Origin of the sequence: Winogradskyella tangerina, assembly GCF_003260205.1 — a bacterium.
Taxonomy (GTDB): domain Bacteria; phylum Bacteroidota; class Bacteroidia; order Flavobacteriales; family Flavobacteriaceae; genus Winogradskyella; species Winogradskyella tangerina.
In genome coordinates this window covers 456,286-472,245 of the sequence record NZ_QERF01000001.1, presented here as the reverse complement: position 1 = coordinate 472,245, position 15,960 = coordinate 456,286, and the positions used below count along the sequence as shown (strand labels likewise).

Here is a 15,960-nt window from a genome sequence, read left to right as displayed (position 1 = left end):
ATGAATATATCTGTAGAATTAACATTATCACCGCTTCAAGATGATTTTGAAACACCGATAATCAACTTTATTAAGCGCTTGAGAGATTCGAAATTCACCGTACTAGAAAATCCTCTTAGCACACAGATTTACGGTGATATTGACCAATTGATGCCCTTTCTTACTCAAGAAATAAAGCGTTCATTTGGCGAAGTGGATATTTCCGTATTACAAATGAAGATCGTTAAAACCGATAGAAGTACCTATGAACCAAATTTTTGATTTCTTCTTAGAGGCCTATCGTAATACGCCTACCTATCAGATTGTACTCGAAGCTATTGCTTTTGTATTTGGTATAGCCAGTGTCTGGTACGCCAAAAAAGCAAATATTTTGGTTTATCCAACAGGTATTATTTGTACGGTGATCACCGTTTACTTGTTATTTATCAATGACTATATTGGCGATATGATGATGAATTTCTATTATTCCATCATGAGTATTTATGGCTGGTGGAATTGGTCAAGAAAGAAAAATGAAAAGTATGTTGTACCAATTTCTAGAACCAATAAGAAGGAAAAACTTATTGGCTTTGGGATGTTTGTAGTGACCATGATCATAACATATGCCGTGTACACTGGGTTCAACTATGAGATGAAAATTCCTAATTATATAGACGTAGTAACTTCAGGAATTTTCTTCACAGCGATGTGGTATATGGCTACAAAAAAACTCGAAAATTGGACACTCTGGATCATAGGTGATCTTATCACCATTCCACTTTATGCATATAGAGGATTAGGCATGTTGTCACTTCAATATCTTATCTTTACTATATTGGCAATTCAAGGCTACCTAGCATGGAAAAAACACTTAGACAACAACCTGCAAACTGCATAAAAGTAGTTTTATTCGGTCCGGAATCGACCGGTAAAACAACACTTTCAAGGCAGTTAGCCAGACACTACAATTCTGTTTGGGTACCCGAATATGCGCGAGAATATCTTCAGAATAAATGGAATAACGAACGTAAAACCTGCGAGCCAAAAGATTTATTACCAATTGCTTACGGACAGATGCGATTGGAAAATGAATTATCTCAAAAGACCGAATCCGTTCTAATTTGCGATACCGATTTGTTAGAAACAAAGGTTTATAGTGAAGCTTATTATTTAGGGACCTGTGACCCGATTTTAGAAACACATGCTCTAGAAAATTCTTATGACCTCTATTTTTTAACTTATATTGACACACCTTGGGAAAAAGACGATCTTAGAGATAAGCCTAACGAACGTGAACAAATGTTCAAAGCTTTCGAAAATGCGTTAATTACCTATAATAGACCCTATGTTTTATTAAAAGGAAACAAAAAAGAACGATTAGAAATAGCTGTTAAACATATTGATAACCTACTCAAAAAAACGACATGAGTTTTACAGACAATGACCTAAAACAAATTAAAGCAAAGGGTCTCACCAAAGAGAAGGTAGAGGCACAAATTGAGTTGTTTAAATCTGGAATTCCATTTACTAATATTTCTGAAGCAGCAACCATTGGTAATGGAATAGTTGAACTAACGAACGAACTAATTGATGCGGCAATAGATCATTTTGAAGACCGTAAAAACAACTTATCGCTTTTAAAATTTGTACCAGCTTCGGGAGCTGCAACCCGAATGTTTAAGTTTTTATTCAAATTCCTGAAAGATTATAACCCCAATAAAGAGTCTTTAAATGCCTTTATAAATAAGAATAACTTTAGGGACCTCGCACTGTTTGTAGTAGGTTTAGAAAAGTTGCCGTTTTATGAAATCATTGTAGAAGACCTCGGTGAGCGCCATATAGACTTCAGTAGTTTATCTGAAAAAGATAAAGTCTTCCATTTTGTTAAAACGATGCTAGACGAAGATCTACTCAATTTCGGAAATTCACCAAAGGGATTATTGCCGTTTCACAAGTATAAAGAAGATCGTATCTCTACAGCGTTTGAAGAGCATCTTTATGAAGCTGCATTATATGCTTCAGATGAAAATACAGCTGATTTACATTTTACTATTTCCGAGCGCTATAAGGATAAGTTCGACGAAGAATTTAAGCGAATTGAAGAATATGTTGAGGGTCACACAGGTGTTACCTTCAATATTTCATTTTCTTATCAGCATGAGTCTACAGATACCATAGCGGTGACACCAAAGGACGAACCCTTCAGAAATGATGATGGAACGCTGTTATTCAGACCATCTGGTCACGGCGCATTGCTCAAAAATTTGAATGCTCTAGAAGCTGATATCATTTTCATAAAGAATATTGACAATGTCGTTGTGAAGCAATACAAGCAGGAAATGGTTAAATACAAAAAGGTTTTGGCCGGAATTCTTCTTAAACTTCAGAATAGGGCATTCGAATATATGGATGTATTAGATAAACCGTCAATTTCTGAAAAGGAGTTTACTCAGATCGAAGAATTCCTAGAAGATGAAATGATGATTAAAATTTCTAGGGAGTATCATAAATATTTAGACAAATTCAAAATTGAATATCTAAGAGATAAGCTCAACAGACCGATAAGGGTTTGCGGAATGGTTAAGAATGAAGGCGAACCTGGCGGTGGACCATTTTGGGTAAGAGATATTTATGGTAATGAATCACTACAGATCGTAGAGTCGGCGCAGATCAACCTGAAAAATAAAAGACAGAAAGAAATACTTACTAATGCCACGCATTTCAATCCTGTGGATTTAGTTTGTGGTGTAAAAAATTACAAGGGTGAAAAGTTCGATCTTGAAGAATTTGTAGATCATGACGCCGCTTTTATCACCATGAAAACAAAAGTGGGTAAAGATCTAAAAGCCCTAGAATTGCCAGGTCTCTGGAATGGCAGTATGGCCAACTGGAACACCATTTTTGTAGAAGTGCCGATCATCACCTTCAATCCTGTTAAAACCGTCAACGATCTTTTGAAGGCACCACATCAAATTAAGTAATTTTGGATAAGGAGGCTTTAATATCTGAATTGACTTTCAAAGCGGTACGAAGTTCTGGAAGTGGTGGACAAAATGTAAATAAAGTCGCTACTAAAGTGGTTTTGTATTTCGACCTTGAACAAACCACTATTTTTTCCGAAGCAGATAAAGAACGCTTGCAGCAATTCTTCAAAAACAGATTGAATAAACAAGGCGTTTTAGTACTAGATTCTGATGAAAGTCGAAGTCAGTTCAGAAATAAAACACTAGTCACACAACGATTTTTGAAATTAATTACCGAAGGCCTAAAAGAAGATAAAGAGCGTAAACCTACTAAGGTACCCAAAGCCGTTAAACGAAAGCGACTAGAAACCAAGCGAAAGCGATCTGAAAAAAAAGCCAACCGGAAGAAACCAGATATCGATTAGAAAGAATCCCAACTAAACATTTGCCGTTAATTAAATGTAACTTATCTTTGCCGCGTTCTCAAAAAGGGGTGCTTTTTTTAGTATGCAGTAATAAGTGTTGAGTAAATAGTATTGTGCTCAAAACAGTAAGCTAACTTCTAAATAAGGCTGAGATCATACCCATTGAACCTAGAACAGGTAATGCTGTTTAGGAAGCGAGCGTAAAAATCGTCTAGAGGCAATTTTTTAGCGCGTGCGATTAGGTCATCAATGTTGGTTTTACTTCTGAATCTGATACGACTTAATCCATTTTTCATATCGATTCAAAGTTTAAATCACCTGCCAAATCAAACGAGTAAACGCTCAACAATTAATTATTAACCAAGAATAATTACCTCTTTTTATTCGATTAGTTTTAATCGTATGAAATCTAGTATTCTTAAATTTCAAAATCGAGGGCAGTCGAGAAATCTCAAGTCTATACTTTTGATTGCCTTTTTTTTAGGGATGTCTTCCATTTATGGTCAAGACAAACCCAAAGATTCCGTAAAAGTTGAAAAATTAGACGAAGTCTTTGTAAAATCTGTTCGTGTAGACGCCAAGTCGCCAATTACACACTCAAATGTCTCCAAGAAGGAAATTGCCAAGCGTAATTTAGGACAAGACATTCCCATTTTATTAAACTACTTACCTTCAGTGGTTACAACCTCCGATGCTGGTGCTGGTGTAGGTTATACCGGAATAAGAGTAAGAGGAGTAAGCCCACAATCTACCAATATCACAATAAATGGAATACCGTATAACGATGCCGAATCTTTAGGAACATTCTGGGTAAATCTAGGTGATTTTGCCTCGTCTGTTGAAAGCTTACAGCTTCAGCGTGGCGTAGGAACATCCACAAATGGTTCAGGTGCCTTCGGTGCAAGTATCAATATTTTAACTGATGCGATCTCTCAAGATGCTAATGGCGAAATTTCTAATTCATTTGGAAGTTTCAACACGAGAAAGCATACGGTTAAATTTAGTACAGGTCGCATATTTCAAAATCCAGAACAAGGCAGTAGTATTGAAATCGCCGGGCGATTATCTAACATTTCTTCAGATGGCTATATCGATAGAGCTTCGGCAGATTTGAAATCTTATTTCTTACAAGGTTCTTACATCGATGCGAATACCTTGATTAAAGCCATTGCTTTTGGTGGGAATGAGGTAACCTATCAGTCTTGGTTCGGAATTGATAGAGCAACCCTTGAAAGTGACCGAACTTTCAATCCGGCAGGGTTCTATACAGACGACGATGGTAATGTTCAATTTTATGATAATGAAGTTGATAATTATAGTCAGGATCATTACCAATTGCATTGGAATCAACGCTACAATAATAACTGGTCAACTACGGTTGGACTCAACTACACCTACGGACGTGGTTATTTTGAGCAGTTTAGAGAAGATGACGATTTTTCTACCTATGGTTTTGATGAACTCACTGTTAATGGTGAAACTGTAAACACCACCGATCTTATTCGTCGTCGCTGGCTCGATAATGATTTTTATGTCATTAATGCTAGCGCCAATTACAAAAATAATGACATTGATATGATTTTTGGTGGTTCATTTAGCCATTACGATGGTGATCATTTTGGTGAAGTTATTTGGGCAGAATTTGCAAGTCAGAGCGATATTAGAGATCGTTATTATGATGGTAATAGTTTGAAAAACGACTTGTCGGTTTTTTCAAAAGCAAATTATAGATTGAATGAAAGAATCAGCCTATATGGAGATCTTCAAGTTCGGAATGTAACCTATAAAACCTTCGGAAATACTTCAGATCTAGTAACTTTTGAAGTTGATAAAGACTTCACCTTTTTTAATCCGAAGGCAGGAATCACTTATGATCTTAACAAGGCGAATAGTTTTTACTTTTCTTATGCCAGAGCTAACCGCGAACCAAATCGAACAGATTTTGAAAGCAACAACGACATAGAGCCAGAGCAATTAAATGATTTTGAATTAGGTTGGAGACACCGCAAAGGTAATTTCAGCTTTAATGCCAACGCTTATTACATGTTGTACAATCAGCAATTAGTGCTTTCAGGGCGTCTTGATGACGTAGGAAACCCAATTAGAACCAATAGTGGTGAAAGTTACCGTTTAGGTATAGAATTAGAGGCAGTTATTCCTGTAACGCCGAAGCTCACCTTACAGCCTAATATGACCTTCAGTTCAAATAAGAACATGGAAACCATTGTATCGATCAATGGTGAACTTCAAAATTTAGGAAAAACCGATATTTCATTTTCACCAGATATTGTTGCGGCTAATGCTATTGTTTTTCAACCTGTTCAGAATTTACAAATGGCATTGCTCAGTAAATATGTTGGAGAACAATTTATGGGTAATACTGAAAACCCAGACTCTAGGTTAGATAGTTTCTTTGTAAACGATTTCAACCTAACCTATACTTTAGAAACAAATTCTATTTTCGAATCTATTGTTTTTACTGGATTAGTGAACAATATTTTCAACGAAAAATATGTGTCTAACGGGTATTTTGGTTCCTTCGATTTTGACGATCCTAGCAGTCCAACAGGAATTTCAACAGGGTTTTTCTCAGGTTTTTACCCACAAGCAACCACTAATTTCTTAGTAGGATTAACACTAAACTTTTAGTAAAAAGACAATTATAAAAAATGCCAGGAGTGTCTAGAAGATGCTCCTGTTTTTTTTAGTTTGAAACTAGAAATTGCCCATTTCCGAGATCATCAACACGATATGGTTTTAAAGTGCAATCGCTTGTGTTACCCTCAAAACCCTGCCCAGTGAGTAAACTGTATTGGTTGGCATCTTCACAACCCGATTCAACAATACCGCCACCAATATCTGTTAAAGTAGAACACGCAATCGGAGGGCGACTAGGATCTGCTGCATCCCAGGCTAAAAGCAAAGCCGAATTTAAGCGCCATAGCCAAATCCCGCTATTACCTTGTCCGGCAACATAGACCCCATTACCAGGAAATTGAAGCTGATTAAACTGAGGTAAATTGGTATTAACTTGAAGATTAACACCAGCATCGAACAAAAAATTACAGTTGCTGTTATTGTTATCGTCACCACTGCAAGAGACTACGATAATTGCGAGAAATATTAAGAGCTTTTTCATACTTATTTTTGCGGTTCAATTTACGATTATTTCAGCTATACCGTAAATATTTTGTATATTTGCTTCGTAATCTCGTTAACGCGAGATTTTTTCTTTAGTCCCGAAATTTGTTTCGGGTCTTTTTTTAAAATATCATCAGAGAGATTACAGATATTAAACGATTGAATTATGAGTAAAGTATCTTATTACACAGCCGAGGGATTAAAAAAATTAAGAGAAGAATTAAATCATCTTAAAGACGTAGAGCGTCCGAAAGCTTCTCAAGCCATAGCAGAAGCACGAGATAAGGGTGACCTTAGTGAAAATGCTGAATATGACGCTGCAAAAGAAGCGCAAGGAATGTTAGAAATGAAGATTTCTAAAATGGAAGAAACCTTGGCAAATGCAAGAGTTATTGATGAATCTCAACTAGACACATCTAAGGTTTTAGCCTTGTCTATTGTAAAGATCAAGAACCAATCTAACGGTATGGAAATGACCTATACTTTAGTGGCTGAAAGCGAGGCTGATCTCGCAGCAGGAAAGATTTCAGTAAATTCTCCTATTGGAAAAGGTTTATTAGGTAAATCCGTCGGTGACACGGCAGAAATTCAGGTGCCAAACGGAATTATGAAGTTTGATATTTTAGAAATATCAAGATAGATTAAGAAAACATATTATTGTTACATTTAAAAAGATTCCTATTTGGAATCTTTTTATCTTTATAAGATATTCAAACTCTCCTCGCATGTCAACGTTATTTACAAAAATCATTAAGGGTGAAATCCCTTCCTACAAGGTAGCCGAAACCGATGCCTATTTTGCTTTTCTAGATATTAATCCCAATTCGAAAGGCCATACCCTTTGTATTCCTAAAAAGGAGGTTAATAAAATTTTTGATCTCGATGAAGACACTTATATGGGTTTAATGAAATTTTCCAGAGACGTTGCCCATGCCATTGAAAAGTCGGTGCCTTGTGAGCGCATTGGGATGTCAGTGATAGGGCTCGAAGTACCACATGTGCATGTTCATCTTATTCCATTGCATACTATGGAAAATGCCCGGTTTACATCGAAAGTAAAACTTCAACCTGAAGAATTTGAAGCACTTGCCGCCAAAATCGCATCCAACTTTAAATCGTCTTAAACGGTTTTAAGAGAAATTTGAATAGTAGTTCCTTTGCCTATTTCAGAGTTGAGAACCTTAATTTTTCCCTTATGATAGTCTTCAATAATACGTTTGGCTAAAGATAAGCCCAATCCCCAACCACGTTTTTTAGTAGTGAATCCTGGTTCGAAGATTTGTGTAAATTGCTGTTTCGGGATACCCTTTCCAGTATCTGAAACGTTAATCAAAACTTGTTTATCGGTCTGAGCAATTTGTAGTTTTAATTGCCCTTTTCCCTTCATAGCATCGATGGCATTTTTTACCAAATTCTCTATGGTCCAACTGTAAAGTTGTGGATTGAGATTTACTGATATTTCAGATTCCGGACTTTCAATTTCAAAATCTATGAGTTTTGAAGAGCGCGATTTTAAATAACCGTAAGACGATTTCGTTACTTCAACAATATCAAGGGTTTCTAATGTTGGTGCTGAACCAATCTTACTAAAGCGATCGGTGATGGTTTGAAGCCGATCTATGTCTTTTTCAATTTCAGAAATATATTCTGGTTTAATGTTTTCGGATTTCAAGATCTCCGTCCAACCAACAAGCGACGAAAGTGGTGTCCCGATCTGATGTGCCGTTTCCTTGGCCATACCTGTCCAGAGTTTATTCTGTTCAGCATTTTTAGTGCTTCGATAAAAGAAATAAACTACACCGGCAAAAAGCAATATGATCAGTAATAAGGCAAGCGGATAATACTTCAATTTATTGAGCAATGGCGAATTGCCATAATAAATAGTTAGGAAGACTTTGTTGTTAACAATAACCTCAATTGGATTATTTTCATTAGAAAACTTTTTAATTAGACGTTTAGTGTACGAGGGGTCTTTTAACTTCTCTTCATCAATATTTATGGAATTATTGTAGTTCCCGTTTTCATCTAAAACAAGCATAGGTGTGCTTGTCGACATTTCAGTTAATACGTGTGAGGTGACGTCATTAACTTCAGCTTCTAGGTTGTCAATATTATTTATTAGATCAATCTGTGCAACCGACCAGGTTTTAATTTTTACACGCTCTTCAGCCTTAAACTTTTGAAAAAATGAATAGGTATTCCAAAGGATCAAAGAGACAATTAAAAATGATAATGATATAATAACCCAGCGGATTACATTCTGGTTAGAGCTAAATGCCATTAGTCAGTACAATTTCTTTTTAAATATAATGTAAAACTGTTAATAATATTGTTTTAACTGCTTCGATAAAAACTTTCATTGACAAGCCAATATAATTATCTTTGTTGAATATCAGTTGACTACATGGTTTCATTACATCCAAAAGATCTTTCTACAGGTAAATTGCATGGCTACTTATTGAGTGCTGTTGCACCACGACCAATTGCTTTTGCCAGTACAATAGACGAAGCAGGAAGGCCAAATCTATCACCATTTAGCTTCTTTAACGTGTTTAGTGCTAATCCGCCTATAATGATATTTTCTCCGGCCCGTCGGGTTAGAGATAATACTACCAAGCATACACTTCATAATGTTGAAGCGGTAAAAGAGGTGGTGATCAATGTAGTGAATCACGACATCGTTCATCAAATGTCCTTAAGTAGTACCGAATATCCTGAGGATGTTAATGAGTTTGAAAAAGCCGGATTAACCATGTTGCCTTCTGAAGAAGTAAAACCTTTTAGAGTGGCCGAATCACCAGTTCAGTTTGAATGCAAAGTCAATGACATCATCAAATTAGGTACTGAAGGCGGTGCAGGTAATTTGGTGATCTGTGAAGTGGTTAAACTCCATATTGCCGATGAGGTTCTTAATGAAGATGGTACTATTAATCAGGAAGCTTTAGACCTCGTAGCAAGAGCTGGTGGTAGTTATTATAGCAGAGCTAAAGCTGGATTTTTTGAAATTCCAAAACCACTTAGAACCATGGGTATTGGAGTTGATGCATTACCAGAGCATGTTAAGAACAGTATGATTTTAACAGGAAATAACCTCGGAATGCTAGCAAATGTTGACGCCTTGCCTACTCAAGAAGAGGTTGATCAATTTGTAAATGATATAAGTGAGCGTTATCCTGAAATTAAAACAGCTTCACATAGAAAAAAACATAAATTGGCTCAAAATTATTTGAGTTACGGAGATGTAGAAAGTGCATGGAAGTTATTACTTTCGTAAACCTAAATAACAATATAAAAATTAAACAATAGATTAAGCAAAAATGGAAGTACAAGGACGTATAAAGTTGATTGGAGAAACACAGACCTTCGGAAGTAATGGATTCAGAAAAAGAGAGGTTGTAGTAACTACTGAAGAGCAATATCCTCAACATCTTATGATTGAATTTATTCAAGATAAAACCGATTTACTAAACTCCTATCAAGTAGGTCAGCAAGTAAAGATTAGTATAAACCTTAGAGGACGCGAATGGGTAAATCCACAAGGTGAAACAAAATATTTTAATTCTATTCAAGGGTGGAGAATAGAGGCATTACAGCCAGAAGCAGAAAGTGGTGAAATGCCACCAGTTCCACCAGCAGAGGCATTTGAGCCTGTAAGTGACCTCAATGCAGACGATCATGATGATCTGCCTTTCTAAACAGAAAAATTAACGATTTTGTAAAAGACTTGTGAATATAAAAACAAGTCTTTTTTTTTATTTTTAAAAAGAAAAAGTCCTGATGGTTAATCAGGACTTAGTATTGTGGTTTTAGGTTTTGACCCTTACAAACAAACTTAAAAAAAAGCAATGATGAACAAAATTTATTTCATAAAGGTCAAATCAAATATCTTAAATATTCTTATACTTTCAAAACAAAGCACCCTAATTAACAGTAAAATCCGTTCAAAAGCCCTCAAAAATGCACTTTTTAACCAATAAAATAGAATTTCCAGATGTTTCTGAAGCCTCTTCTGAAGGTCTTTTGGCTGTTGGTGGTGATTTGTCAACTGAACGCATATTGCATGCTTATGCCAATGGAATATTCCCTTGGTTCGAAGATGAAGAACCTCTGCTTTGGTGGTCTCCAGATCCCAGATTTGTCCTTTTTCCGAAGGAATTAAAAATATCGAAAAGCATGGCGCAGCTCCTAAAAAAGAATCCATTTAAAGTAACTTTCAATAAAGACTTTGAAGCGGTCATAGAGCAATGTGCCATTACAAAACGCGAGGGCCAGTTAGGCACTTGGATCACTGACGATATGAAAGAAGCCTACATAAATCTACATAAATTAGGTTACGCAAAATCAGTTGAAGTTTGGCAGAATAACAAATTGGTAGGCGGACTTTATGGGGTCGATTTAGGTAATAAAATGTTTTGTGGAGAAAGCATGTTTGCTAAGGTTAGCAACGCCAGTAAAGTAGGCTTTATTCAATTTTTTCAGAAACATGATTACAAAATTGTAGACTGTCAGATCTACACAAAACACCTAGAAAGTCTTGGAGCTCGCCATATTTCTAGAGATGAGTTTTTAAAATACCTTTAGATTTTGAGTATGGCCGAAGTGAGTACAAATAGTTTTTCTTCGGTATTAATATTGAAGGCCTCAAAACGATATTCTAGTCCAACTTGAAGTTTAAGCGATTCAGAAATTAGCCAACCTATTTGGGCCGTAGTTCTATGATCGAGTTCGGGTTTTATCGTATCACTAAGACTTAATAATGCTTCCATCGATGCCACAATATAGCCTTCGCCAATATCTAGTTTTTCGCCATTCAAAGGAGAATCTATGGCAAATCGATAACGCCCTCTTAATATGGTGAGTTCATCAAGAATACGTTGTTCAATTCTGGCCCGATGACCAAAGCGCAACGCGCCTTCTTTCTTCGTATAATTAAATTGCTGAGTTAAACGCAGCTCATTGCTTCCGCCGTCGATATCTTCCCTGAAGCGATATTGAATTCCCAAACTTACGGAATGGTTGTAATCTAAATTTAGGGTTGAAAAATGAACCAGATCAATTTGTCGGTTTTCAAAATTGAAAGCATCGTCTTGATAGAAAAAATAGCGAGAGCGTAATGCAAAATTGTATTTGTAATGACTAGATACTTTTTTGTTTACTGCAAAACTACTTTCTCCTAGACCTTCAAAATCGGATTGCGCAAGCATCTGAAGGCCCATAAAACATACCAAAGCACAAAATGTGTGTTTAATATAAGACATGCTCGTACGATGTTGGATTTATGGTTCTGTAGTTTAAGAAAACACCTGAGCTATCAAATGTAAGTTCTCTCAATTCGCGCTGTTTTTCTATTTTAACCTCGGCAACGATTTCAAAATTTGGAGCAATACTGGTAGTCCCAGACAGAATTTGAGCAAGGAATAGTTCGGGCTCTATTTCCGCATAATAGATATATTGCTTTTGAATTTTTATCAGCTTGCTTTTGGTAAAAGTTGCGTCGAAGTAATTGGTGATGTTATTTCTAATAGGGTCATCTATGGCTCTGATTTTCGACTGGACTTCAAGATCTTCAATGACACCATTCTTGGAAAATTCTAAGCTATAACGTCGCCTTTTATATTTGAATTTGGCCTCAAAACTCTGCTTTTCACCATCAGTTTCTTTGTAGAATCTAAGGCGCTTACAGTCTTTTGGTAAAGTCTCAATAAGGGTTTGCGCGGCCTCCGGAAAGTCGGTCAAAGACACGCGTTCCTCCTTTTCATTTTTGGTCTGACTTATGGCTATTTGCCCTAAACAGAATAGTAATATTAGTAGCTTAAATCGCATTGATCGTACAAAATTAAATTATACTTCATTATACCTAAAGCAAGACACTTCATGGTCGTTAACCATGCCTGTAGCTTGCATATGCGCATAAACAACGGTGGTGCCAACAAATTTAAAACCACGTTTTTTTAGGTCTTTACTAATTGTATCACTAAGTGGTGTATTTGCTGGTGCATTTCGGTAATCTACAATAGCATTTTTTATGGGTTTCCCATCTACAAAACCCCAAATATATTTTGAAAAACTACCGAACTCTTCCTGTACTTTTATAAAAGCTTGTGCATTGGTAATGGTTGCTTTTATTTTAAGCTTGTTTCTTATAATTCCTGAATTTTGAAGCAGTTCTTCATATTTACTATCGTCATAAGTAGCAATCTTCCTGTAATTAAAATTATCGAAAGCTTTTCTGAAGTTTTCACGCTTTCGCAAAACCGTAATCCAACTTAAACCCGCCTGAAAGGTTTCGAGTATTAAAAACTCAAACAATTTATCATCATCATAGACTGGCACACCCCATTCTTCATCATGATATCTTACATAAAGCGGATCATCTTTGGGCCAACCACATCTTTGAACGTTTTCGATTTTCATCTTTTGAAAGGTTTTTTCAACTTATTCTACTAAGGTAACATATGTCACATTATTTATGACAAAACAACGCTAAATTTGTACTATGAACGTATTAGAAAACACCATGATAAACGACATCATCTCTAAAAGCTTGGAGGATGCAATTACCTACGAAGATTACAGAACCTTAGTCTCAACTTTGGTTAAAGAAGGATCCACTACAGGTAACGATAAAACAGAGTCTTTAATAAACTATACGATGCTCAATGATCGACGCATGAATCGCTGGGACAAAACAGTGAAACTTTCTGAAGATACTATTGAAAAAATCAAGGCTTTCGATAGAAAGGTCACTTGGCTTGTACTAACAGAAAGCTGGTGTGGTGATGCAGCACATATAATGCCCGTGATTAATAAGGCTGCAGAACTCAACCCAAATATTGATTATAAAGTGGTATTGAGAGATGAAAATGATGCTTTGATGGATCAGTTTTTAACCAACGGTGGAAGAGCAATTCCGAAGTTAATAATGATCGATAACGAAACGAATGAGGTCGTTAATACCTTTGGGCCAAGACCAAGTGTTGCCACTGAAATGGTAAATACTTACAAGGCAGAGCATAGTAAGTTAACACCTGAATTTAAAGAAGATCTACAACGCTGGTATAATAAAGATAAAGGGCAATCAACTCTGACCGATTTGGTTGAGTTATTGGATTAGCTTTTTCCTTTGAATAAAAAGGTAATCGTTCCCAATTGATCTTTTTTAGAAGAGCTGTCAAAAAGCACTGTTTTGGCGTACTCTATAGCATGGTCTGTTAGGCACTGATTACTCGAATTTGACGCGCCATTGATATAAGCATCAAATACGTTGCCCTTTTCATCTACGCGAATACTCACCACAATTTTACCGCCTTTTTCACAGAGATAGCGTGGGGTTTTATAGAATTGAAGCGTTCTTCCTGTTAAGGAATAAGTTAGTGTACTTTTAGCTTTGGCGTGTTCATCAGCAATCTTTTTATTTTCTAATCGCTTATTGAGTTGCTCCTGAAGTTTTTTGTACGACTCGGTCTCTTTAGAATCTAAAGCATAGGCATTGCCCTCAGTTTGAGAATGATCTACGGTCGTTTCTTCTTTTACTTCGTTTGCTTTTGCTTCTTCTAATGCTTGAGTAGTGCGCTCAAAATCGTCAGAACTTACCGTTTTAAAATTGCGCATAAGGTCTTTAAACTCCTGATCTTCATTAAAGGCCATGTCGCTTGAGGCATCACTTAATGCATCTAACTTCTTTTGCTCTTCTTCGGTGATTTCAGGCTCAGGTTCAATTTCATAGTAGCTTTCAGTAATGAGCTTTCCTTTCAATTTTAATTGAAAACTGAACAAAGCAAGCACTACAGTTCCTGTAAGAAGAAATGTGATAATTGCGGCTTTATGTTGCTCAATAAATTTCAAAGTCTTTCGATTTTTCTTGCATTAAGATATACGAATATAACGATGAAAAAGATTAAATGGGTTTTAAATGCGATGATAAACCACCTTTTTATGGTAGCGTTGCAATAAAATCTTCGGGGCTGAGAGCACTTTCAACCTTAAAATTCCCGATACGCGTGCGTCTCAATTCTGAAAGGTGAGCCCCAGAGTCTAATGCCTTGCCAAAATCGTGTGCCAAGGATCGTATATACGTGCCTTTACTGCAAACCACCCTGAATTTTAATTCTAGGTCATTGATGCGTGTGATTTCAAATTCTGAAATTTGAATCGTACGCGATTTCACTTCCACATCTTCACCTGCTCTGGCAAATTCGTACAATCGTTTTCCGTCTTTTTTTATGGCTGAAAAGACAGGTGGAAATTGTTCAATGTCACCGATGAATTGTTTTGTGGTTTCATGGATGAGAGCTTCCGTGATATGATCTGTCGAAAATGTAGCATTGATTTCTGTCTCGAGATCATAAGATGGCGTTGTGCTTCCTAAAACAAAAGTACCGGTGTATTCTTTTTCCTGTCCTTGAAAGGTGTTGATCTGCTTTGTCATTTTTCCAGTGCAGATCACCAATAATCCCGTAGCAAGAGGATCTAAGGTGCCGGCATGGCCTACCTTGATTTTTTTAATATTGAAGGCTTTTCTGATTGCCCAGCGTAATTTGTTAACGGCTTGAAAGGAAGTCCAATGAAGCGGTTTGTCGATTAATAAAACTTCACCGTCTTTAAAATCTTCTAAAGTTTTCATTGGGTAGCGGACCAGATAATTGCAATTAGACCAACAATAATACAGTAGATGGCAAAATAAGTGAGCTTACTTTGTTTCACCAATGCAATCATCCATTTACAGGCAATTAAACCTGCTATAAATGCTGCTACAAAACCAATACTTAATGAGGTAAAGTTTGTACTATCATAAGTTATATCACCACTAAAAATGTCTTTAGCAATCTTGCCAAAAATAAGTGGGACTACCATAAGAAATGAGAATCTCGCCGCTTTCGTTTTGTCATTGCCCAATAGTACAGATGTAGAAATGGTTGCACCAGAACGCGAAATTCCAGGGAGCATCGCAATAGCCTGTGAAATACCAATAACAAAAGCATTGCTAAAGGAGACGCTTTTACTGGTGTCTTTAGCTCTATCTGCAAGAAATAATAGTACCGCCGTAACAATAAGCATAAAGCCTACGAGCATAATATTACCTCCAAAAAGTTGTTCGAGTTGTTCCTCAAAAAAGAGGCCGACCACTGTAGCCGGAATCATTGAAACAACGATCTTAACAAGGAACTGCATGTCTTCATTCCATTCAAACTTTAGTATGCCTTTTATGATATGAAGAATATCTTTTCTGAAAATAACTATAGTACTTAGTGCCGTTGCAAAATGAAGGACAACAGTAAATAGTAAACTCTCTTTCGGAACTGAATTATCACCTAAAATGGCTTTCCCTAATTCGAGATGACCGCTCGACGAAACTGGTAAGAATTCGGTAAGTCCCTGAATAATACCTAATATAATGGCATCAATTATTTCCATACGGCAAATGTATCAAAATTGAAATGGTGAAACCTACA

At 36.4% G+C, this 15,960-nt stretch carries 20 protein-coding genes; 12 read left to right on the top strand and 8 right to left on the bottom strand.

What is annotated here, in order from left to right; genetic code table 11:
• From DDY94_RS02150 to DDY94_RS02125, 6 genes are all read left to right on the top strand, one after another.
• Nucleotides 1-261: a hypothetical protein gene (locus DDY94_RS02150; RefSeq protein ID WP_111682376.1), complete on the top strand. Its 261-nt coding sequence runs from the start codon at nt 1-3 to the stop codon at nt 259-261.
• Nucleotides 245-877 carry a nicotinamide riboside transporter PnuC gene (gene pnuC / locus DDY94_RS02145; protein ID WP_111682375.1) on the top strand — a complete coding sequence of 211 codons (633 nt, stop codon included), beginning with the start codon at nt 245-247 and terminating at the stop codon, nt 875-877. Before DDY94_RS02150 ends, pnuC begins: the two co-directional genes overlap by 17 nt.
• Nucleotides 838-1,407: an AAA family ATPase gene (locus DDY94_RS02140; RefSeq protein WP_111682374.1), complete on the top strand. Its 570-nt coding sequence runs from the start codon at nt 838-840 to the stop codon at nt 1,405-1,407. The genes pnuC and DDY94_RS02140 overlap by 40 nt, the downstream gene beginning before the upstream one ends.
• Complete coding sequence (locus DDY94_RS02135) at nt 1,404-2,960, top strand: DUF4301 family protein (RefSeq protein ID WP_111682373.1); 1,557 nt, start codon at nt 1,404-1,406, stop codon at nt 2,958-2,960. Before DDY94_RS02140 ends, DDY94_RS02135 begins: the two co-directional genes overlap by 4 nt.
• 2 nt (nt 2,961-2,962) lie before the next feature.
• Nucleotides 2,963-3,367 carry an alternative ribosome rescue aminoacyl-tRNA hydrolase ArfB gene (arfB, locus tag DDY94_RS02130; protein WP_111682372.1) on the top strand — a complete coding sequence of 135 codons (405 nt, stop codon included), beginning with the start codon at nt 2,963-2,965 and terminating at the stop codon, nt 3,365-3,367.
• Between the two features lie 402 nt (nt 3,368-3,769).
• A complete protein-coding gene (locus DDY94_RS02125) occupies nt 3,770-6,016 on the top strand; it encodes a TonB-dependent receptor (protein WP_111682371.1) in 2,247 nt (748 codons plus the stop codon).
• Between the two features lie 55 nt (nt 6,017-6,071).
• On the opposite strand, the gene DDY94_RS02120 is transcribed toward DDY94_RS02125, so the two are convergent.
• Nucleotides 6,072-6,506, bottom strand: coding sequence for a hypothetical protein (locus tag DDY94_RS02120; protein ID WP_111682370.1), 435 nt, complete (start codon nt 6,504-6,506; stop codon nt 6,072-6,074).
• A gap of 168 nt (nt 6,507-6,674) precedes the next feature.
• Between DDY94_RS02120 and greA the strand changes: the two genes are divergently transcribed.
• Both greA and DDY94_RS02110 read left to right on the top strand, forming a co-directional pair.
• Complete coding sequence (gene greA, locus DDY94_RS02115; RefSeq protein WP_111682369.1) at nt 6,675-7,148, top strand: transcription elongation factor GreA; 474 nt, start codon at nt 6,675-6,677, stop codon at nt 7,146-7,148.
• 85 nt (nt 7,149-7,233) lie between these two features.
• Nucleotides 7,234-7,632 (top strand): HIT family protein, encoded by a 399-nt coding sequence (locus tag DDY94_RS02110; RefSeq protein WP_111682368.1) that lies wholly within the window; start codon nt 7,234-7,236, stop codon nt 7,630-7,632.
• Here DDY94_RS02110 and DDY94_RS02105 read toward each other — a convergent pair.
• Nucleotides 7,629-8,789, bottom strand: coding sequence for a sensor histidine kinase (locus DDY94_RS02105; RefSeq protein ID WP_111682367.1), 1,161 nt, complete (start codon nt 8,787-8,789; stop codon nt 7,629-7,631). The genes DDY94_RS02110 and DDY94_RS02105 overlap by 4 nt on opposite strands.
• A 123-nt stretch (nt 8,790-8,912) precedes the next feature.
• On the opposite strand from DDY94_RS02105, the gene DDY94_RS02100 reads away from it, so the two are divergent.
• From DDY94_RS02100 to aat, 3 genes are all read left to right on the top strand, one after another.
• Nucleotides 8,913-9,782, top strand: a complete 870-nt coding sequence (locus DDY94_RS02100) for a flavin reductase family protein (RefSeq protein ID WP_111682366.1) — start codon at nt 8,913-8,915, stop codon at nt 9,780-9,782.
• A gap of 43 nt (nt 9,783-9,825) precedes the next feature.
• Complete coding sequence (locus tag DDY94_RS02095) at nt 9,826-10,203, top strand: DUF3127 domain-containing protein (RefSeq protein ID WP_111682365.1); 378 nt, start codon at nt 9,826-9,828, stop codon at nt 10,201-10,203.
• A gap of 262 nt (nt 10,204-10,465) precedes the next feature.
• On the top strand, nt 10,466-11,089 hold the full coding sequence (gene aat, locus DDY94_RS02090) for a leucyl/phenylalanyl-tRNA--protein transferase (RefSeq protein ID WP_111682364.1): 624 nt from the start codon (nt 10,466-10,468) through the stop codon (nt 11,087-11,089).
• On the opposite strand, the gene DDY94_RS02085 is transcribed toward aat, so the two are convergent.
• The 3 genes from DDY94_RS02085 to DDY94_RS02075 are packed head-to-tail and all read right to left on the bottom strand — an operon-like array spanning nt 11,086 to nt 12,922.
• Entirely contained in the window at nt 11,086-11,766 is a 681-nt protein-coding gene (locus DDY94_RS02085) for a DUF2490 domain-containing protein (RefSeq protein WP_111682363.1), read from the bottom strand. The two genes, aat and DDY94_RS02085, sit on opposite strands and share 4 nt — an antisense overlap.
• On the bottom strand, nt 11,753-12,331 hold the full coding sequence (locus tag DDY94_RS02080) for a hypothetical protein (protein WP_111682362.1): 579 nt from the start codon (nt 12,329-12,331) through the stop codon (nt 11,753-11,755). The genes DDY94_RS02085 and DDY94_RS02080 overlap by 14 nt, the downstream gene beginning before the upstream one ends.
• 18 nt (nt 12,332-12,349) lie before the next feature.
• Nucleotides 12,350-12,922, bottom strand: coding sequence for a DNA-3-methyladenine glycosylase I (locus DDY94_RS02075; protein ID WP_111682361.1), 573 nt, complete (start codon nt 12,920-12,922; stop codon nt 12,350-12,352).
• Between the two features lie 82 nt (nt 12,923-13,004).
• Here DDY94_RS02075 and DDY94_RS02070 point away from each other — a divergent pair, with 82 nt between their 5' ends.
• Nucleotides 13,005-13,622 carry a thioredoxin family protein gene (locus DDY94_RS02070; RefSeq protein ID WP_111682360.1) on the top strand — a complete coding sequence of 206 codons (618 nt, stop codon included), beginning with the start codon at nt 13,005-13,007 and terminating at the stop codon, nt 13,620-13,622.
• Here the strand turns inward: DDY94_RS02070 and DDY94_RS02065 are convergent.
• The 3 genes from DDY94_RS02065 to DDY94_RS02055 form a co-directional block, all read right to left on the bottom strand.
• Nucleotides 13,619-14,353 (bottom strand): hypothetical protein, encoded by a 735-nt coding sequence (locus DDY94_RS02065; protein WP_111682359.1) that lies wholly within the window; start codon nt 14,351-14,353, stop codon nt 13,619-13,621. The two genes, DDY94_RS02070 and DDY94_RS02065, sit on opposite strands and share 4 nt — an antisense overlap.
• 88 nt (nt 14,354-14,441) lie before the next feature.
• The gene (truB, locus tag DDY94_RS02060; RefSeq protein WP_111682358.1) at nt 14,442-15,131 is read right to left on the bottom strand and encodes a tRNA pseudouridine(55) synthase TruB; all 690 of its coding nucleotides are present in this window, start codon (nt 15,129-15,131) and stop codon (nt 14,442-14,444) included.
• Nucleotides 15,128-15,922, bottom strand: a complete 795-nt coding sequence (locus DDY94_RS02055) for an undecaprenyl-diphosphate phosphatase (RefSeq protein ID WP_111682357.1) — start codon at nt 15,920-15,922, stop codon at nt 15,128-15,130. The genes truB and DDY94_RS02055 overlap by 4 nt, the downstream gene beginning before the upstream one ends.
• Between the last annotated feature and the right edge of the window lie 38 nt (nt 15,923-15,960).